General features: G+C 66.6%; 11 protein-coding genes, 1 tRNA gene and 1 riboswitch. Of the genes, 5 read left to right on the forward strand and 7 right to left on the reverse strand.

Features of this window, described 5'->3' with window-relative positions; translation table 11 throughout:
- Positions 1-56 precede the first annotated feature (56 nt).
- Positions 57-1811, forward strand: a complete 1755-nt coding sequence (recJ, locus tag RBB42_RS20405) for a single-stranded-DNA-specific exonuclease RecJ (protein ID WP_305971728.1) — start codon at positions 57-59, stop codon at positions 1809-1811.
- 137 nt (positions 1812-1948) lie between these two features.
- A tRNA-Glu gene (locus tag RBB42_RS20410) sits at positions 1949-2023 on the forward strand.
- A gap of 587 nt (positions 2024-2610) precedes the next feature.
- On the opposite strand, the gene RBB42_RS20415 is transcribed toward RBB42_RS20410, so the two are convergent.
- The gene (locus RBB42_RS20415) at positions 2611-4206 is read right to left on the reverse strand and encodes an acyl-CoA dehydrogenase family protein (protein ID WP_305971729.1); all 1596 of its coding nucleotides are present in this window, start codon (positions 4204-4206) and stop codon (positions 2611-2613) included.
- Positions 4207-4499: 293 nt separating this feature from the next.
- Between RBB42_RS20415 and RBB42_RS20420 the strand changes: the two genes are divergently transcribed.
- Positions 4500-4976, forward strand: coding sequence for a MarR family winged helix-turn-helix transcriptional regulator (locus RBB42_RS20420; protein WP_305971730.1), 477 nt, complete (start codon positions 4500-4502; stop codon positions 4974-4976).
- Positions 4977-5000: 24 nt separating this feature from the next.
- Here the strand turns inward: RBB42_RS20420 and RBB42_RS20425 are convergent, their stop codons facing one another.
- The 5 genes from RBB42_RS20425 to RBB42_RS20445 form a co-directional block, all read right to left on the reverse strand.
- Positions 5001-5837: an NAD-dependent epimerase/dehydratase family protein gene (locus RBB42_RS20425; RefSeq protein ID WP_305971731.1), complete on the reverse strand. Its 837-nt coding sequence runs from the start codon at positions 5835-5837 to the stop codon at positions 5001-5003.
- Between the two features lie 26 nt (positions 5838-5863).
- The gene (locus RBB42_RS20430; RefSeq protein WP_305971732.1) at positions 5864-7078 is read right to left on the reverse strand and encodes an NAD(P)/FAD-dependent oxidoreductase; all 1215 of its coding nucleotides are present in this window, start codon (positions 7076-7078) and stop codon (positions 5864-5866) included.
- Positions 7078-8775, reverse strand: a complete 1698-nt coding sequence (locus tag RBB42_RS20435; RefSeq protein ID WP_305971733.1) for a hydantoinase B/oxoprolinase family protein — start codon at positions 8773-8775, stop codon at positions 7078-7080. Before RBB42_RS20435 ends, RBB42_RS20430 begins: the two co-directional genes overlap by 1 nt.
- Complete coding sequence (locus RBB42_RS20440; RefSeq protein WP_305971734.1) at positions 8768-10876, reverse strand: hydantoinase/oxoprolinase family protein; 2109 nt, start codon at positions 10874-10876, stop codon at positions 8768-8770. The genes RBB42_RS20435 and RBB42_RS20440 overlap by 8 nt, the downstream gene beginning before the upstream one ends.
- A 70-nt stretch (positions 10877-10946) precedes the next feature.
- A complete protein-coding gene (locus RBB42_RS20445) occupies positions 10947-11873 on the reverse strand; it encodes a LysR family transcriptional regulator (protein WP_306043820.1) in 927 nt (308 codons plus the stop codon).
- 112 nt (positions 11874-11985) lie between these two features.
- Positions 11986-12189, forward strand: a riboswitch (cobalamin riboswitch).
- Between the two features lie 116 nt (positions 12190-12305).
- Here RBB42_RS20445 and RBB42_RS20450 point away from each other — a divergent pair.
- Entirely contained in the window at positions 12306-12611 is a 306-nt protein-coding gene (locus RBB42_RS20450) for a hypothetical protein (protein ID WP_305971736.1), read from the forward strand.
- Positions 12612-12631: 20 nt separating this feature from the next.
- On the opposite strand, the gene RBB42_RS20455 is transcribed toward RBB42_RS20450, so the two are convergent.
- On the reverse strand, positions 12632-14950 hold the full coding sequence (locus RBB42_RS20455) for a mechanosensitive ion channel family protein (protein ID WP_305971737.1): 2319 nt from the start codon (positions 14948-14950) through the stop codon (positions 12632-12634).
- 365 nt (positions 14951-15315) lie between these two features.
- Here RBB42_RS20455 and RBB42_RS20460 point away from each other — a divergent pair.
- Positions 15316-16617 (forward strand): PIG-L family deacetylase (locus RBB42_RS20460; RefSeq protein WP_306043821.1); only part of this gene is annotated, 1302 nt, incomplete at its 3' end.

Below are 16617 nucleotides of genomic sequence, written 5' to 3' on the forward strand. Positions count from 1 at the left end.
TCCCTTCGGTCGACTCCCCCGGAAGTATTTTCAGAGAAAAGAAGCCGGGAGAGGGTTTGTCTTATCTTGGGGTCGAAAGCAGTCTGACCGGGCGGCGCTGGGTCGGTCCCGGCCCCGAAGAGACCCGGCAGGCCGAGGCGCTGGTACAGCGGAGCGGTTTGAACCACGCGCTTTGCGCCGTGCTGGCCCGGCTGGGCGTCGGTGCCGACGAGGCGGAGTCCTACCTGGCGCCGAAACTGCGCGACCTGATGCCCGATCCGAGATCGCTCAAGGACATGGAGCGTGCGGCGGAGCGGTTCCTGCAGGCGGTACGCGGGCGCGAACGGATAGCCGTCTTTGCCGATTACGACGTGGACGGGGGCAGTTCCGCGGCGTTGCTGCTGGACTGGTTGCGGCAGATGGGGCGGCAGGCGACGCTATACGTTCCCGATCGGATCGACGAGGGCTATGGGCCCAATGTTCCCGCCATGCAGGCTCTGGCCGCCGAGCATGACCTGATCCTCTGCGTCGATTGCGGCACGCTCTCGCATGAGCCCATTGCCGCAGCCAAGGGGGCCGCGGATGTTGTGGTGTTGGACCACCACCTGGGCGGCGAGACGCTGCCCGATTGCGTGGCCGTGGTGAACCCCAACCGCCAGGACGAGGATGGCGCCTTGGCGCATCTCTGCGCGGCGGCGGTGGTCTTTCTGATGCTGGTTGAGGCCGGGCGCCAGCTGCGCGACGCGGGGGCCAGGGGGCCCGACCTGATGGCGGCCCTGGACCTGGTTGCGCTGGCGACTGTGGCCGACGTGGCGCCCCTGAAAGGCGTCAACCGGGCCTTTGTTCACCAGGGGCTGAGGGTCATGGCGGGCCGGGCGCGTCCGGGCCTGGTGGCGCTGTCGGACGTGGCGCGGCTGGAACGGGCGCCCGCCGCCTATCACTTGGGCTATGTCATGGGGCCGCGGGTGAATGCGGGGGGGCGGATCGGCAAGGCGGACCTGGGCGCGCGCCTGCTGGCCTGTGACAGCCCGGCGGAGGCGCAGGCGATGGCCGAACGCCTGGACCAACTCAACACCGAGCGACGCGAGATCGAGGCCGCCGTCCGCGAGGCCGCGCTGGCCCAGGCCGAGGCGCGGGGGCTGGAGGCGCCGCTGGTCTGGGCGGCCGAGGACGGTTGGCATCCGGGCGTTGTGGGCATTGTTGCCTCGCGCCTCAAGGAACAGACCAACCGGCCCTCCATCGTGATCGGCTTCGAGGGGGACGAGGGCAAGGGATCGGGCCGGTCGGTACCCGGTGTCGACCTCGGTGCGGCGATCCAGAAGCTGGCCGCCGAGGGTCTGCTGGTCAAGGGTGGCGGGCACAAGATGGCCGCCGGGCTGACAGTGCTGCGTGCTCAACTGGAACCGGCGATGGCGCGCCTGTCCGAGCTGCTGGAACGCCAGGGTGCGGGGCAGGGCGGTGCGGCGGATCTGCGGGTTGACGGGCTTTTGATGCCGGGCGCGGCCAGTGTCGAACTGGTCGAACAGCTGGAACGCGCCGGTCCCTTTGGTGCCGCGGTGCCGGGGCCACGATTCGTGCTGCCCGACTTGCAGATCCGCTACGCGCGGCGGGTCGGGAAAGGGCACCTGAAACTGACGGTCTCTGACGGTATGGGCGCGTCGCTGGACGCGATTCTCTTCTCGGCCTTCGACGGACCGCTGGGGCCGGCGCTGGAGGACCACAATGGGGGGCGATTCCACCTTGCGGGCAAGCTGGACGTGAATTTCTGGCAAGGTCGATCGACGGTACAGATGCGCCTCGACGACGCCGCGCCGGCTGCTGGCGAGGGCTGAAAACGGGTGCTTTTGGACTTTGTTTCGAGGGTGCGAAAATTTCTGAATTTTGTGCTTGCAAGCACCGCGCGCTTTTCATAGAACCCGCCTCACGCCGCAGCGATGGTCACATAGACAGCGCCACGGCGGACCAGAGTGGCCCGTTCGTCTATCGGTTAGGACGCCAGGTTTTCAACCTGGAAAGAGGGGTTCGATTCCCCTACGGGCTGCCACTTCTCTCCAAGATCAGCGAAAAGTCCTTCGCCGTAACGGGGCGATGAGCATGTGCTCACGACGCGTCCAGACTGTGGTCTATTGCGCCTGCAAGGCGCAGGTCATGCCGGATGCCACAGTCGCCGGGCTGACGGTCAGGATGATCACCAGTACGTTGGGAAGGCACGTCAGGACGGCGACGATCCTTGCCATGGTCAGGAACGAGGCGATTCCTCTCGACGCCTCCTGTATCGCTGTTTCGTTTCGCGGCGCCGCATCTGGTTCGATGTCGATTTCGCGGCGGAAAGGTCCGCAATCTCGACCGGCGAAATGGAAGGATCGGCGTGCAGCAACTCGGCCCGAATGTCGGCAATTGCCGGCAACAAGTGGGGGCTTTCGAACCTATGCCGGCGATTGAGACTACAGAGGTCAGACATTCGACCATCTCGACGGTGATGCCGGCTATGTTGTCCCGGGGCAGGCAGGACGGGGCGGCAAGGTTGTCCGCCACGCAGCGCGTCCACTGGGCCACCAGCGCAGGTCGTTTCGGTACCATCAGGGCCGCCTCGACAAATGCGGTGCAGGCGGGTCGTGTCCCGCACCGGGTCTAGCCCTTGGAGGTCAGTGCCCAGTCGACACCCGATTCCGCCATGGCCATGCGCGCCGATCCCTGCGACATCCAAAGATCCAGGGCGCGGTCGCTGTCGGGGCTCAGGCCTTTCAGGCGTTCGGCAAGGACCGCGCTTTGGGCGACCCAGGCGGCGCGCAGGACTGCGTCTGCGGCATAGAGTCTGGCGTCGGGCGCGGCCTCGCGCAGGCGCGTGACCAGCGCGGCAAAGCGCCCGGTCAGGTTGGCGCTGCCCGGCGCGGCCTTGGCGCGGTCGAGGAAGGCAGCCAGCGCCGCATCGTCCTTGAGCAGGCGCCGCAGGACAAGGTCCTGCGCCTGCATGCCGGTGGTGCCCTCGTAAATCGTGGTGATCCGGACATCGCGGAAATATCGTTCGGCGGGCCATTCGCGGGTATAACCGGCCCCGCCCAGCACCTGGACCGTGTCGCTGGCGTTGTCCTGTCCCATCTCGCCGCCAAAGGTCTTGGCCAGCGGCAACAGGAAGGGGGCCAGCACCGCCGCGCTTTCATCGCCTTCCCTGGCCATGTCCAGCACCGTTGCGGTTTCCAGCACCAGCGCCGCCAGCAGCATCGCGCGGGCATCCAGCGTCAGCAGCATGCGCTGGATGTCGGGATGCGCGGTCAGCGCGACGGGCGGGGCAGAGGGGGCGCCGCCCTGACGGCGGTCCTCGGCATAGCTGCGGGCAAGGCGCGCGCAGGCGGCCGCGACACCCGCCCCCTGCGTGCCAACCTGCAGGCGCATCCGTTCGATCATGTGAAACAGCGCCGGCAGACCACGCCCCGGCGCGCCGATCATCACGCCCTCGGCCCCGTCAAAGCGCAGCACGCAGGTGGGAGAGCCGTGCAGGCCCAGCTTTTCCTCGATGCGCTCGACGTGGATTTCGTTCGCTGACCCTGCATCGGTCACGTTGGGCACAAGGAAAAGCGACAATCCCCGCGTGCCCTCTTCGGGTGCGCCGGTGCGGGCCAGCAGCAGGTGGCCGATCCGGTCGGTCATGTCGTGATCGCCGAAGCTGATCCAGCACTTGGTGCCCGTGATCCGCCAGCCGTCACCATCCGCCTCGGCCCGCGTACGGATGCGGCCCACGTCCGACCCGGCATCTGGTTCGGAAATGCAGATGGTCGCGGCCCAGGTGCCCTCGGCCAATTTCGGACACCATTCGGCAGCAAGGTCCGGTGCATTGGCGGCCAGGCAAAAGGCCGCCGCGCGGCTGGAGCCGGGCAGCATCATGAAGGGCAGGGCGGCGCCTTCCATCGGCAGCGCGGCGGCGACATGCAGCGCCAGTGGCAGGCCCATGCCGCCGAGGTCCTCGGGCAGGTCGGCGGCCAGCCAGCCACCTTCGCCCAAAGCGCGGTAGGCGGCGCCATAGCCCTCGGGCGTGCGTACGCGTCCGCCCTCGACCCTGCAGCCTGTCTCGTCCGCCTTGGCGGCCAGCGGGGCCAGGGTTTCCTCGGCCAGCTTGAATGTCTCGCCGAGGATCTGGGCAACGGCGGTATCGTCCAGCCCGGCGGGCGCGGCTTGTTCTGCCCAACCTGGGGTGCGGGCAAGGATCTGTGCTAGCAATTCTGGAGTCATCGGGTCACCTTCTCGACGGGAGGCGCGTCGACGCGGCGCGCGAAGGCGCCCTGGATGGCATCATCTGCGCCGGTAGGTTGGCGCTGATGCCTCTGGACGTTGGCCATGTCTCCTCCTGCACGGCCGGGGGAGCCCCCCTTGTCTGACGGGCGTGATCTTGACTCGAATCGAAAAAATTGTCTACTGGGAAACAATAATGATATCGCAAACAGCGAATGTTGGGGGGATCTGCATGGCCATGTGTACTGAGAGGGCAGGTGTCCGCGCCGGACGGGGCGGCGGGAAGTGTTGCCGTGGATGATCAGCGCAAGGACCGCCCGGACGGCTTGGTGCATTTTGGCCCGCTGTCCGAGGCTCTGGGCTTTCTGCTGCGCCTTGCCCAGTTGAAAAGCTTTGCAGGCTTCTTTCGCTCGTTCGAGGCAGAGGACATCCGCCCGGGTGAACTGACGGTCCTGATGGTCCTGCACGAGAACCCGGGCATCCGGCAGGGCATGCTGGCCAAGTCGCTCAGCATCAAGCGGGCGCATATGACCAAGATGGTGCGCCAGATGGAGGACGAGGGCCTGATCCTGCGCCGCGTTCCCGAGGACGACAAGCGCGCGATGGAACTGTGGCTGACAGAGGCCGGCGAAGCGCGGGTTGCGGTTCTGGCGCCGATCCTGGCCGAGCATGAAACCGGCGCCGCCGCCGGGCTGTCCCTGACCGAAACCGCTGAACTGAAGCGACTGCTGCGCAAGATGCTGAATATCCGCAACGGCGCCGGCGGCTGAGCCGTGGCACCGTCAAGGGGGCGTTCAGGTCTCCTTGCGGTCGTCCACAATATTCATCTGTGCCTGACCGCTCTGGCCCAGGTCCACCGCCGCGAAGGGCCCGCCGTGGCACATCTGTGCCTGGTCCGTCGGGTCGCCCGGCCCCTCGGCGGCGAGGATCTGAGCGGCGAATTGTTCGGCGTTGTCCCTGGGCGCATACCCAAGGTAGCGTGCTGCCGAATTGTCCACCGGGCAGCGGTCGTTGTCCGACACGCCGTAGACAATCGTGAATCCCGTCGTTGGCGTGTCGATCGCCCGGGTCACCAACTGAACCAGGTCGCCGTAGCTGAGCCAGGTTCCCAGCGCCCGCGCCCCTGTCACCTGCGCGCAGGAGAGGATGCGCAGGCAGACCGCCTCGACCCCGCGTTTTTCCCAGTACATGCGCGCCAGGTCCTCGGCGAAACACTTGGCCAGACCGTAGAAAGTGTCGGGCCGGTGCGGCACATCCGTGCCGATCCGCTCTTGCCGGGGGTACATGCCGACCGCGTGGATCGAACTGGCGTAGACCACGCGCCGCACGCCGTGCCGGTGCGCCGCCTCCCAGACGTTGTAGGCGCCGACGATGTTGGGGCCAAGGATCTGCTCGAACGGGGCCTCGTCCCCGATGGCGCCGAAATGCACCACCATGTCGGCCCCCCTGATAACTTCGCTGATGGCCTCCGGATCGGCCAGGTCGGCGCACGCATATCGTTCCCCGGGGTAGAGCGTGCCGATGCTTTCCGCGATGTCCGTCGACACCAGTTCCTCGGCCAGGAGCGACAGCGGTTCGCGCAGGTAGGACCCCAGCCGCCCCGCGGCGCCGGTCAAAACGAGTTTTTTCATGTCGTGTCCTTTCCTTCTGCCGTGTCTCAGATCACCGCGCGTTCGATCATCGGGCGGTTCTCGGCGATGCGCTCGAACCCGTAGGTCGTCAGGTCGAGGCTGCGGTATTCGCCGTAGGTCAGCCATTCCGCCAAACCGCGCCCCATGGCCGGGCTCTGCTGCAATCCGTGGCCGGAAAACCCGTTCTGGAAGAGGAAGTTCCCGATCTCCGGATGCGGTCCCAGAACGGCGTTCTGATCCAGCGTGTTGTAGGCGTAATGCCCTGCCCATTCGGTCACGACGCGGATCGCCTCGAACTGGGGAATGCGCGTGGCGAGGATCGGCCAGACATGCTCCTGCCAGCGGGCATGATCCATCGCGAAATCATCCGGATCGACGGCGTGATCCTGCTCGGGCGCGGCCCCGGCAAGGTAGGTCGTCGGCCCATCCTGCCGGACGTGCACACCCGTAGGGTCGATGGTCAGGGGCAATTCGCGGTCCAGCGGCGTTTCGGCAGAGAACACCCAGGTGAACCGCTTGCGCGGCTCCACCGGCAGGTCGATCCCGGCCATTGCCGCCGTGCGCGCCGCGCGCGGCCCGGTGGCATTCACCACATGGCCGCAAGCGATATGCTCGCCGCTGGCCAGCGTCACATGGGTGATCCGACCGCCCTCGCGGGTCAGGCCCGTGACCTCGTTTGCAACATATTCCACGCCCCGGTCGCGGGCCGAACGGCGGAACCAGTCGAACAGCGTGCCGCCATCCCAATAGCCCTCGTCGCGGGTATTGATCGACCCGGCAAGGATGTCGTCGAGCTGGTAGAAAGGATAGCGCGACGCGATTTCCGCGCGGCTCAGGATCTCGGTGCCAGCACCCTCGGCCCGCTGCACCTCGGCATTGCGGCGCAGGACATCGGCGAATTCTTCGGTGTCGGCCAGGTAGAGATAGCCATAGCTCTGCACGTCCAGCCGGGGCACGCGGCTATCGTTCATCCGCTCTGGCAGCTCCTTGATGAAGCGGGCCGTGAACTGCGAGATGCGGATGTTCAGCGGGTCGGAGAACTGCTGCCGGATGCAGGAGTTGGTGTGCGCGGTCGAGCATTGCGCGAAACTGGCATCGCGTTCCACCACCAGAACCGACCCGTTGAAATCGGGGTTGTCGGACAGGAACCAGGCGGTGGCAGAGCCCATGATCGCGCCGCCGATGATGACGACGTCGTAGGAGGATTTCGTGGGCGTGGGGGAGAAACCGGGGGCTGCCATCAAAAGACCTCTCCGTCTTGGGCACGTTTCATGATCTGCGCGGCCTCTTCGGGCGTAACGGCGTAATGCCGGGCCGCGTGGTCGGGCGTGATGTAACCCAGCGCAAGGTCACGGCGGACCTGGGCCGGATCGCGCATCGACGGCGTGCCATAGCCTCCGCCGCCGGGGAATTCCATCAAAACGCGCTGCCCTTCGGGAACGCTCTGCCGCCCCTTGCCGCGCATCGCGGTTCCGTCCGACCGGGCAATGACCGTGGCGCCGCCGCTGCCTCCGCCGCGCCGCCCGCGCGCCGGGTGGTCGACCCGGTCCAGCATGGCGGAGAAGTCAAAGACATGCCCCTCGCGCGCACCGACCTCCATGAACTGGCCCAGCCCGCCGCGAAACTGCCCCGCGCCGCCCGAGTCCGGGCGCAGTTCCTTGCGCCAGACGATCACCGGCCCTGCCTGTTCCGTGGCCTCGACCGGCATGGTCATCACGCCCGAGGGAAAGGCCGTGGCGCTCATTCCGTCCAACCCCGGTCGCGCGCCCGATCCGCCAGAGTTGAAGGTGAGCACCTCGGCCCGTCGCGCATTCGTGGCCCCCGGTGCAGGCCGCAAGGACAGCATGAAATTGCACAGGCAGCCTGCGCCCTCGGCGGGCACCGTGTCCGGCAGCAGCTTGTCCAGCGCGTCATAGACCGTGTCGGGCACCATGTGACCGATGACATGACGCAGGGCGACGGGCGCCGGGAAGGGGGCGTTGACGATGGTCCCCTCGGGTGCCGTCACCTCGAAGGGCGCCAGAGAGGCTGCGTTGTTCGGGATCTCCGGTGCGATGGCGCATTTCAGCGCGTAGCAGGCATAGGCATTGGTATAGACCATCGGCACGTTGATCCCCTTGGGATCGACACCGCTGGTCCCGGTCCAGTCGCAGAGGATGCGGTCAGCCTCGATGCTGAGCTGCACATGCAGGTCGATGGGCGTGGCATAGCCGTCGATTCGCATGTGCCCGCTGGCCTTGCCCGGTGTCAGCGCATTGATCCGCTCCAGCGTGGCCTTGCGAGAGTTGGTGAGGATGAAATCGGACACGCCTTCGAGGTCGGAGAGCGCGAATTCCTCCATCATCTCCAGCAGACGCCGCTGTCCGATCTCGTTGCAGGTGGCCAGCGCGTGGATGTCACCGACAAGCTGGTCCGGCTCGCGCACGTTGCCGCGGATGATCTGCAAGAGCGTCCGGTCCACTTCGCCGCGCTCGGCGAATTTCATGATCGGCAGGTACAGCCCTTCCTCGTGGACGTCATTGGCATCGGCGCCGAAGCCGCGCCCGCCAATGTCCGTCACATGCGCCGTGCAGGCGAAGAAACCGATCAAGAGCCCGTCGCGAAAGACCGGCGTGACCACGGTGATGTCATGCTTGTGACCCGTGCCCTCCCAGGGATCGTTGGTCAGATAAACGTCGCCGGGAAACATCTTCTGCCGACCGATACGGCGGATGAAATGACCCAAGGCATCGGCCATCGCGTTGACATGGCCCGGCGTGCCGGTGACCGCCTGTGCCAGCATCTGCCCTTCGGCGTCGTAGACCCCGGCCGACAGGTCCCCCGCCTCGCGGACCGAGGGGGAAAAGGCCGTGCGCACCAGCGCCTGCGCCTGTTCCTCGACGACAGAGATCAGGCGGGTCCACATCACCTGGTAGGCGACCTTCGACGGTTCAGACATGGGCGGCGTCCTTTTGATCTGCGGAGTGCGGCAGGCGCACGTCCAGCGTGCCATCCGGCAGGGCGATGACCTCGCGGCTGGCGGGAACAACGACGGTGGTCTCGTCCTCGGTGATCAGCGCCGGACCGGTCACAAAGGCGCCCGTTGGCAGATCGGCGCGCGGCAGGACCTGCGCGGTCAGCCGCGCGCCGCGCGCGGGGTCAAAGAGCGGGCGGGTGCCCTCGCCAGTCATCTCGTCGGCGTGCGCGGTCGGCGCAACAGGCTCAACAGCGGGCCGGGTGGTGAAGGCATTGACCGACCAGACCGTGATTTCCGCTTCCAGCCCCTCGACCGTGCGGCCGAACAGGGCGGTGTATTCCGCCTCGAACCTGCTCAGCAGCCGGTCGGCATCGGGCGCCGCCATGTCTTCTGGCGGGACAGGAACCGGAATTTCCCAACCCTGACCGGCATAGCGCATGAAGACCTTGGCCTCGGCGTCTATCGGGGCCGTGGCATCGCAGGTGCGCACGAAACTTTCCGCCTCGTCGCGCAGTTCGGCGAACAGCGCCTTGACCGTCGCGGCGTCGAACTCCCGCATCCGGGTAAAGACCGAGCGGTTCGCCTCGAAGCTGAAGGGCGCGCGCAGGAACCCGATGGCCGATCCCACGCCCGCGCCCTGTGGCACCAGGCAGCGCGCCACGCCCAGCTTTTCGCAGAGCCGCGCGGCGTGCAGTGGCGCGGCGCCACCAAAGGCAATCATCGTGTAACGGCCCAGGTCTTCGCCGTTTTCCACCGCGTGCACGCGCGCGGCATTTGCCATGTTCTCGTCCACCACCTCGGCCAGACCGTAAGCGGCTTCCAGCGCGTCCATCTCCAGCGTGTCTCCGATCTCTGCCCGTAGCGCCCCCTCGGCGCGGTCCGGGTCCAACGTGATGGAGCCGCCGGCGAAATTTGCTGGGTCCAGCTTGCCCAGGACGAGGTCCGCGTCCGTGACGGCGGGTCGCGTGCCGCCGCGCCCGTAGCAGGCCGGGCCGGGTTCCGATCCCGCGCTTTCCGGGCCGACACGGATCTGGTTCATCGCATCCACCGAAGCCAGCGAGCCGCCCCCGGCGCCGATTTCCACCATGTCGATCACCGGGATCGAGATCGGCATCCCCGAACCTTTCTTGAACCGGTAGCTGCGCGCCACCTCGAAGACCCGCGCCGTCTTGGGCGTATGCCCGCGGATCAGACAGATCTTGGCCGTCGTCCCGCCCATGTCAAAACTCAATACCCGGTCCAGCCCGTGCCGTGCCGCGATCTCGGCGGCAAAGATCGCGCCCCCGGCGGGGCCGCTTTCCACCAGCCGTACCGGGAATTTCGCGGCCATTTCCAGCGAGAGGATGCCGCCGCCCGAATGCATCAGGAAGACGGGGCAATCGGCCCCCTCGTGCGCCAGCCGTTCCTTCAGCCGGCCAAGATAGGACGCCATCAGCGGGCGGATATAGGCGTTGGCGATGGTGGTGTTGAAACGCTCGTACTCGCGCATCTGCGGCGAGACCTCGGAGGACAGCGAGATGTCCACACCGGGCAAAGCTTCGGCCAGCACCTCGGCCACCATGCGCTCATGCGCGTCATTGGCATAGGCGTGCAAAAGGCCCACGGCGACACTGTCGTATCCGCCCGCGCGCAGGGTTTCGGCCAGGGTTTCGACCTCGGCCCGGTCCAGCGGGATCAGGACACCACCGTCAGCGTCCATGCGCTCTTTCACTGTGTAGCGCCGGTTCCGGGGCAAGAGCGGCTCGGGCAGCACGAGGTTCAGGTCGTATTGCTCGAACCGGCTTTCGGTGCGCATCTCGATCACGTCGCGGAAGCCGGTGGTCGTGACCAGCGCCGTTTTTGCGCCGCGTCGCTCAATCAGCGCATTGGTGGCCAGCGTCGTGCCGTGGATCACCTGGGCGATCTGTCCCGCGGCCACGCCTGCGAGGTCGCAAACCCGGTGCAGCCCTTCGACGATGGCCTCTTCAGGGGCGGCATGGGTGGTCAGCACCTTGGTCGAGGTCAGCCCGTCCGGCCCTTCCAGTACCACGTCGGTAAAGGTCCCGCCGATGTCGACGCCAAGGCGATAAAGCGGTTCGGGCATGATGGGCTCCTGTCGGTGGTCCCGTCGAGCCTAGCGACCTGACATCATGCGATCCAATTATTTGATCGGATCAGGAGGATCGAGTTTTCTTATCCTCTGGGGGCGCCAAGTGCGCGCGCGCCACCTCCTGCGCCAGTTCGGCCGCCCGGGCGACATAGGACGGCGCCAGCCCCGCGTCGTAACGTGCCCGAAAGCGCAGCGGGTCCGGCACCCAAAGGTAGCGCAGGGGCACCAGCCGCCCGGCGGCGATCTGGTCGCGCAGCATGATCTCTGGCAGGCAGGCCAGCCCCAGGCCGTCCAGCGTCATCTGCAGGCAGGCGGCAAGGTTGGTCGAAGGCACCAGCCGCACGTCCAGGTCCGGGTGCGAGGCGACATGGTCGCGCAATTGTTCGAAGGGCAGGGTGCCACGGGCATGGGTCAACACCGGGTGCCGCGCGATGTCGCGCAGGCTCAGCGCGCGGCCCTGCAGGCCCAGGCCCGGCGCCGCGACCCAGACCTGTGGAAACGCGCCAAGGTCCACGCCACCCGAGATCTGCCGCCCGAACGGCCCGCTCTGCAACGTCAGGTCCAGCCCCCGGCTGAACAGCGCGGGCGAGAGATTGGCGGACAGATCCACCGTCAGTTCCACGTCGATGGCCGGAAACCGATCCTTGAGCGCCCGCAGGAAGGGGCCCAGCCAGCTGTGCACGATCATCTCTGTCACGCCGAGACGCAGCACGCCCTCGAACAGGTGATCTTCGCCAGCGGCGGCGACGAACCCGTCCATCGCGGTCAGAACGGCCCGGGCTCGGGGCAGCATCGTCCGGCCCGTCGGCGTCAACCGGACCGACCCGGCGTCGCGGTTGAACAGGCGCAGCCCCAACAGCGATTCCAGCGCCGAGATCCGGGTCGAGATATTGGGCTGGGTCGTGTTCAGCCGTTCCGCTGCACGACGAAAGCTGGCCAGGTCGGCCACCTGCACGAAGGCTTCGAGCTGTTTGACGGTGATCTGGCCCATGCCTGCACTCTGTCGCCTGCGTTGCATCGGCGCAAGCGGCGGACTTGAGGCGGCACTTCGGCGTTCAAGCAAGTCTTTCGGCCCGAACCGCTTGACCGGGCGAGAGCGCTGCGCCACTTTGACCACAGATGGTGACCGCGCCCGCGCGGTCTGAAAAGGGAACGCGGTGAGGGGCTTTGTCCCAAGTCCGCGACTGCCCCCGCAACTGTAAGCGGCGAGCCATCCCGAAGTGACCACTGGGCCGCAAGGCCCGGGAAGGTTCGGGACAGCGCCTTGACCCGCAAGTCAGGAGACCTGCCATCGCCGGGCGCCTTGCGCCCAAGCCACTCAACCCGGGCGGGGTGCCCCGGAGACGCGAAAGACGAATGGCAATCTGCCGCCCGTCCTGCCGCCGATCCATGATCCCCGCCCCAGCCTTGCGCGGAGGGCGCGATGACGATCGAACGGGTACTGACCACCCTATTGCAGACACGGGCCGAGACACTGGAACGGGCCCGGGAACTGGCCAGCATGGGCTACATGCAATGGCTGGGCAGCCTGCCGGGATGTGCGAGCTACAAGGAAGAGGCGCTGCATGCCTGGACCTGTGCCCAGCCGTTTGCGGGCACAGATCCGGCGGTGGCGGTGTTCTGCGACTTGCTGCATCACTCGATCCGGTGCCCGGCGGTGCCATTGGACCTGCCCTTGCCCCAGCCGCAACGACGCGGCGGCGCGCGGAAACGGCGGCTGTCGATCTGACCGGAGCTTTGCGCCGCAATCTATGCCGTGGTCGGACCTGACCCATTGTCTGCGGCCAGGTGCACGGTCTGCGTCGGGTAGGCAAAGTTGATGCCCAGCTCTTCGGCCAGGGACAGGATATCGAGGATCAGCGCCTGTTGCGCGGCGATCTGCGCCTCGTAGCTGAAAACGCGGAAGTGCCCCCATAGTTCGATGTCGATACTGTGGGGGCCAAGCGACGTGATGCCGATCGTCACATTGTCGGTCTCGGCCTTCGGTTGATCGCGGTAAATCTCCATCAGCCGCGCCACGAACTGTTCCAGTTGCGCACGCGGGGTTTCGTAGGTGAGGCCGATCTTCATCAAGACGCGACGCCTCCGCCGGCTGCCCCAGTTGGATATCACCTGGTCAGAAAGCTGGGCGTTGGGCACGATCATCAGGGTGTCGTCCAGCTTGCGCAGGCGCGTCGAACGCAGGCCCACCGTTTCTATCACGGCCAGCGAGTCGGCTGCCTCGACGAGGTCGCCCTTGCGGAAGGGACGGTCGGACAGAAGGATCGCGCCGCCGATGATGTTGGACACAGTTTCGCGTGCGGCAAAGGCCAGGGCCACGCCGCCGATCCCCAGGCCGGTCAGGACCCCTTCGTAGGGCAGGCCGGCAACATCGGCACAGCCGATCACCGCCCCGACGACGATCAACAGTTTCATCAATCCCTGGGCCAGCGACAGTACGATTTCGTCCGTGTAGGCAAGGGTCTGCGTCGCCTTGGTCATAAGTGCGTCAAAGATCAGCGAGACGATACGATAGGTCAGCGCTGCGCCGGCCAGGATCAGCAGCATCGCGGACAGGCCCGACATCACGCCGAAAGCCCGCAACGTCAGGCCCAGCCGCTCGCTGGCGTCAAGGAACAGCAAGGCGACGGCCATCAAGCCGACCGGGCTGGCCAACTGTCCCACAAGGCGTCCCTTCTGGCTATCCCGTCCCGCCAGGCGGCGCGCGACGACCGATCCTGTCATCAGCACCAGCGTCATGACCCCCAGGTAGGCTAGCACTCCCATCCATTGCCAGGTCTCCAGTCCCCAGGCCTCGGCTTGCAGCCAACCGGCACGCGCAAGGACCGCCTGCCGCGTGGCAAAGAACTGTGACAGGGGCGGTTGCGTGGTCAGGCCGGGCGCAAGAGGCATCTTTTCGAGGGCCGCGTAGATGTCTGGCAACTCTGCCATCGTCTCGCGTGAGAAACGCCAGCGCCGCTCCACGGTGCGCCCCTCGTCGTCGAGGATGTCCGTGGGCGCGATGGTGATGTCGCCGACCGGATGGCGATAATAGACATACGGCAGGGGGCGGTTGGGATCGTCGGGGATCTCCTGCCAGTAGACAAAACCGATCCGGTCGATGCTCTGGCGGAGGTAATCGGCCATCAGCGCGCCCTCGATCCGGCGCAACTGGCGCGGGACGTGATCAAGGTTCAGCGCCCGCAATGCACGGGCATCGCCCGCGCCGTCCCAGTCATTGGCACCAAGGAGAAAGTCCATCATCACCATGCGCGGACTGCCGGCTCGCGCCCGTTCGAGCGCCTCCAGCGTGTCGTGCCCCCGGGCATCAATCAGTCGTTCCAGATCTGCCTGCAGGATCACGGCAGGCGGGACGACCAGTTGCCACAGTCCATCAGTTCCCAGGCGGAACCGTAGGCTGTGGTCGGCGCTTGTGCCAGCCGGGCTGATCTCGAAGGCCAGCGTCTCGCCAGGCTCTGCCCCGGCGGGCGGGACCGGTGCATCCCAAAGCCGGAAAGTCGAGATGTCGAGGATGTGCCAGAGCGCGCGCCGCCGACGTTCCCGGTCCGACGAGTCCCCGTCCGGGCCATCGTAAGTCAGCAACGGTTCGATCCAGCGTACCTGGCCTTCGCGCCCGTGGTAGATGGCGTCATTGCCCGCGGTGAGGATGCTGCGCAGCGTCGCCTGCGGAGTGGCACCGCTGAACCAGGCGGGGCGTTGTTGCTGGGCGATCGCGGCGCGATGCCCGTTCCACCAGTCACCTGACCCGAACCGCCCGGCAAAGCTTTGCCCGTCCGCCGACAGAACAAAGATGAAATCGCCGCTTTCCCCACCCTCGGACCATGTGCCGCGCAGAACTCCGTCGCGCGTTACGCCGGCGACGGTGCCGCCGCCGGGCTGGTAGGTGCCGCTGACCGCGTCGCCGCGTTGTTGCAGAATCAGAAATGCCTCTCCGGAGGACCAGAAGGTCTGCCAGTCGCCGGGCCAGCCGGTATGACCCTCCGGTTGTGCCGCCAGCGCGCGGGGCAGCATCAGGCTACAGGCCAGCAGCATCGTAAGGGCGGCGATACGGCGAAGGGGCAGGGGCATCCGTCGGATCCGTCTTGGGGTCGCGACAGCATAGGCGCTTGCGCGGCCCTCGTTGCGATTCGGGTCGGTGGGCCGGTCCTTGTTGGCGCCTGCGTGGCAGAAGGGTCACGGCGTTGCGCGGCTTTGGGTCAAAGTTGTCACAAGTCGGCGCGAGCAGAGGGCTTTGTTTCGTCTGCGAACCCGGAACAGAGTGTTTCCCGGCGCTGGATCTCAAAACCGGGTTCGCGCAATGTTGGCATGTGTAAGGTGACGCGAGGTGAGAGTGTGGCTTTTTTATGGCCATATCCGAGCGCGCCCCGCGTCCGGACCGGATCGGCAGGCTCCCGGCACCGAAGGGCCTGCGCCAGGGCAGGGATCTTGGGAAAATGGCTTTGCCGACCTTGAACGGATTGTTCACCGGACCGCTGCGCATCGATGTGGCGGTGCAGTTCGACTTGTTGGGCGATGGCGCGTCAAAGCCGCTGATGGCGCTGGGCGTTCACGGAGAGGCGCCGCAACTGGTCTTTGGGCAGATGGGCGCCAGTGCCGATCTCTACTTCGATTTCAGCCAGGGCGACGAGAGCTATCTCTTGGTGGCCGAGGATGCGCTGGTGGCCGGGGAAACCGCGACCTTCTCGGCCCAGATCGACAGTGATGGCGTGATGTCAATCCTCAAAGACGACCATCCGCTTGCGCAGATGCAGGCCGAAGTGCCCGTCCGACTGCCCGTTGCCGATCTGACCGATGCGGCCACCGGCCTTGATCCCTCAGTGATCGATTTGACGGTCGAGCCGCTCAGCCCCGCGGACCCAGGCGGTGACATGGCCATCGTCGCGCATGCCGACGATGATCTGCTGTTCATGAACCCCACCATTGCCGAGACCATCGCCGCGGGAGACCCGATGACCACGGTCTACCTGACCGCGGGCGATGCCGGGCAGGGCGCCGACTACTGGGAGGCGCGCGAGGCCGGGGCCAAAGCCGCCTATGCGCAGATGGCGGGCTCTGGCCCGGATTCCTGGGTGGACGAGACCGTGACCCTAGACGTCGGTGGCGAGGCCTGGGAGGTGCAGAGCAGCTACCTGGCCGATGCGCCGCAGGTGCGCCTGTATTTCCTGCGCACGCCCGACGGGATCGACGGCGCGGGCACCCAGGCCTATGGATTTGGCAGTCTCGAACGGCTGGCCGAAGGGCAACTGGCCGAGGTCACGACCGTGGACGGCGCGGTGACCTACACCTCGGACGAACTGACCGAGGTCCTGGGGGCGATAATGACGCGGCATGCCCCGCAAGAGGTGATGTTGCAGGACGACACCAGCGAGATCGAGCACAGCGATCACGTCCACGCAACCGAGTTCGCCGAGGCGGCGCTGGAACTCTATGGCCAGGACGTCGGTGTGACCCTGTACACCGGCTATGAAAGCTGGGCTGGGGAAGAGAACCTGGCCCCGGATGAAACTGCGCTTGTGACCTCGGTTTTCGAGACCTACGCCTCTTTCGACCCGGCCGTGACCGACGAGAACGGGGACCTGCGCGAACCTTACACCGACTGGGTCCTGCGCGAGTACGTGTCCGAGCAATACAGGCTGGTGGATGGAGAGAGGGTGGAAGACCCTTCGCCAGAGCCAGAGCCAGAGCCAGAGCCAGAGCCAGAGCCAGAGCCAGAGCCAGAGCCAGAGCCAGAGCCA

This window comes from Mameliella sp. MMSF_3455, assembly GCF_030733205.1.
Taxonomy (GTDB): domain Bacteria; phylum Pseudomonadota; class Alphaproteobacteria; order Rhodobacterales; family Rhodobacteraceae; genus Antarctobacter.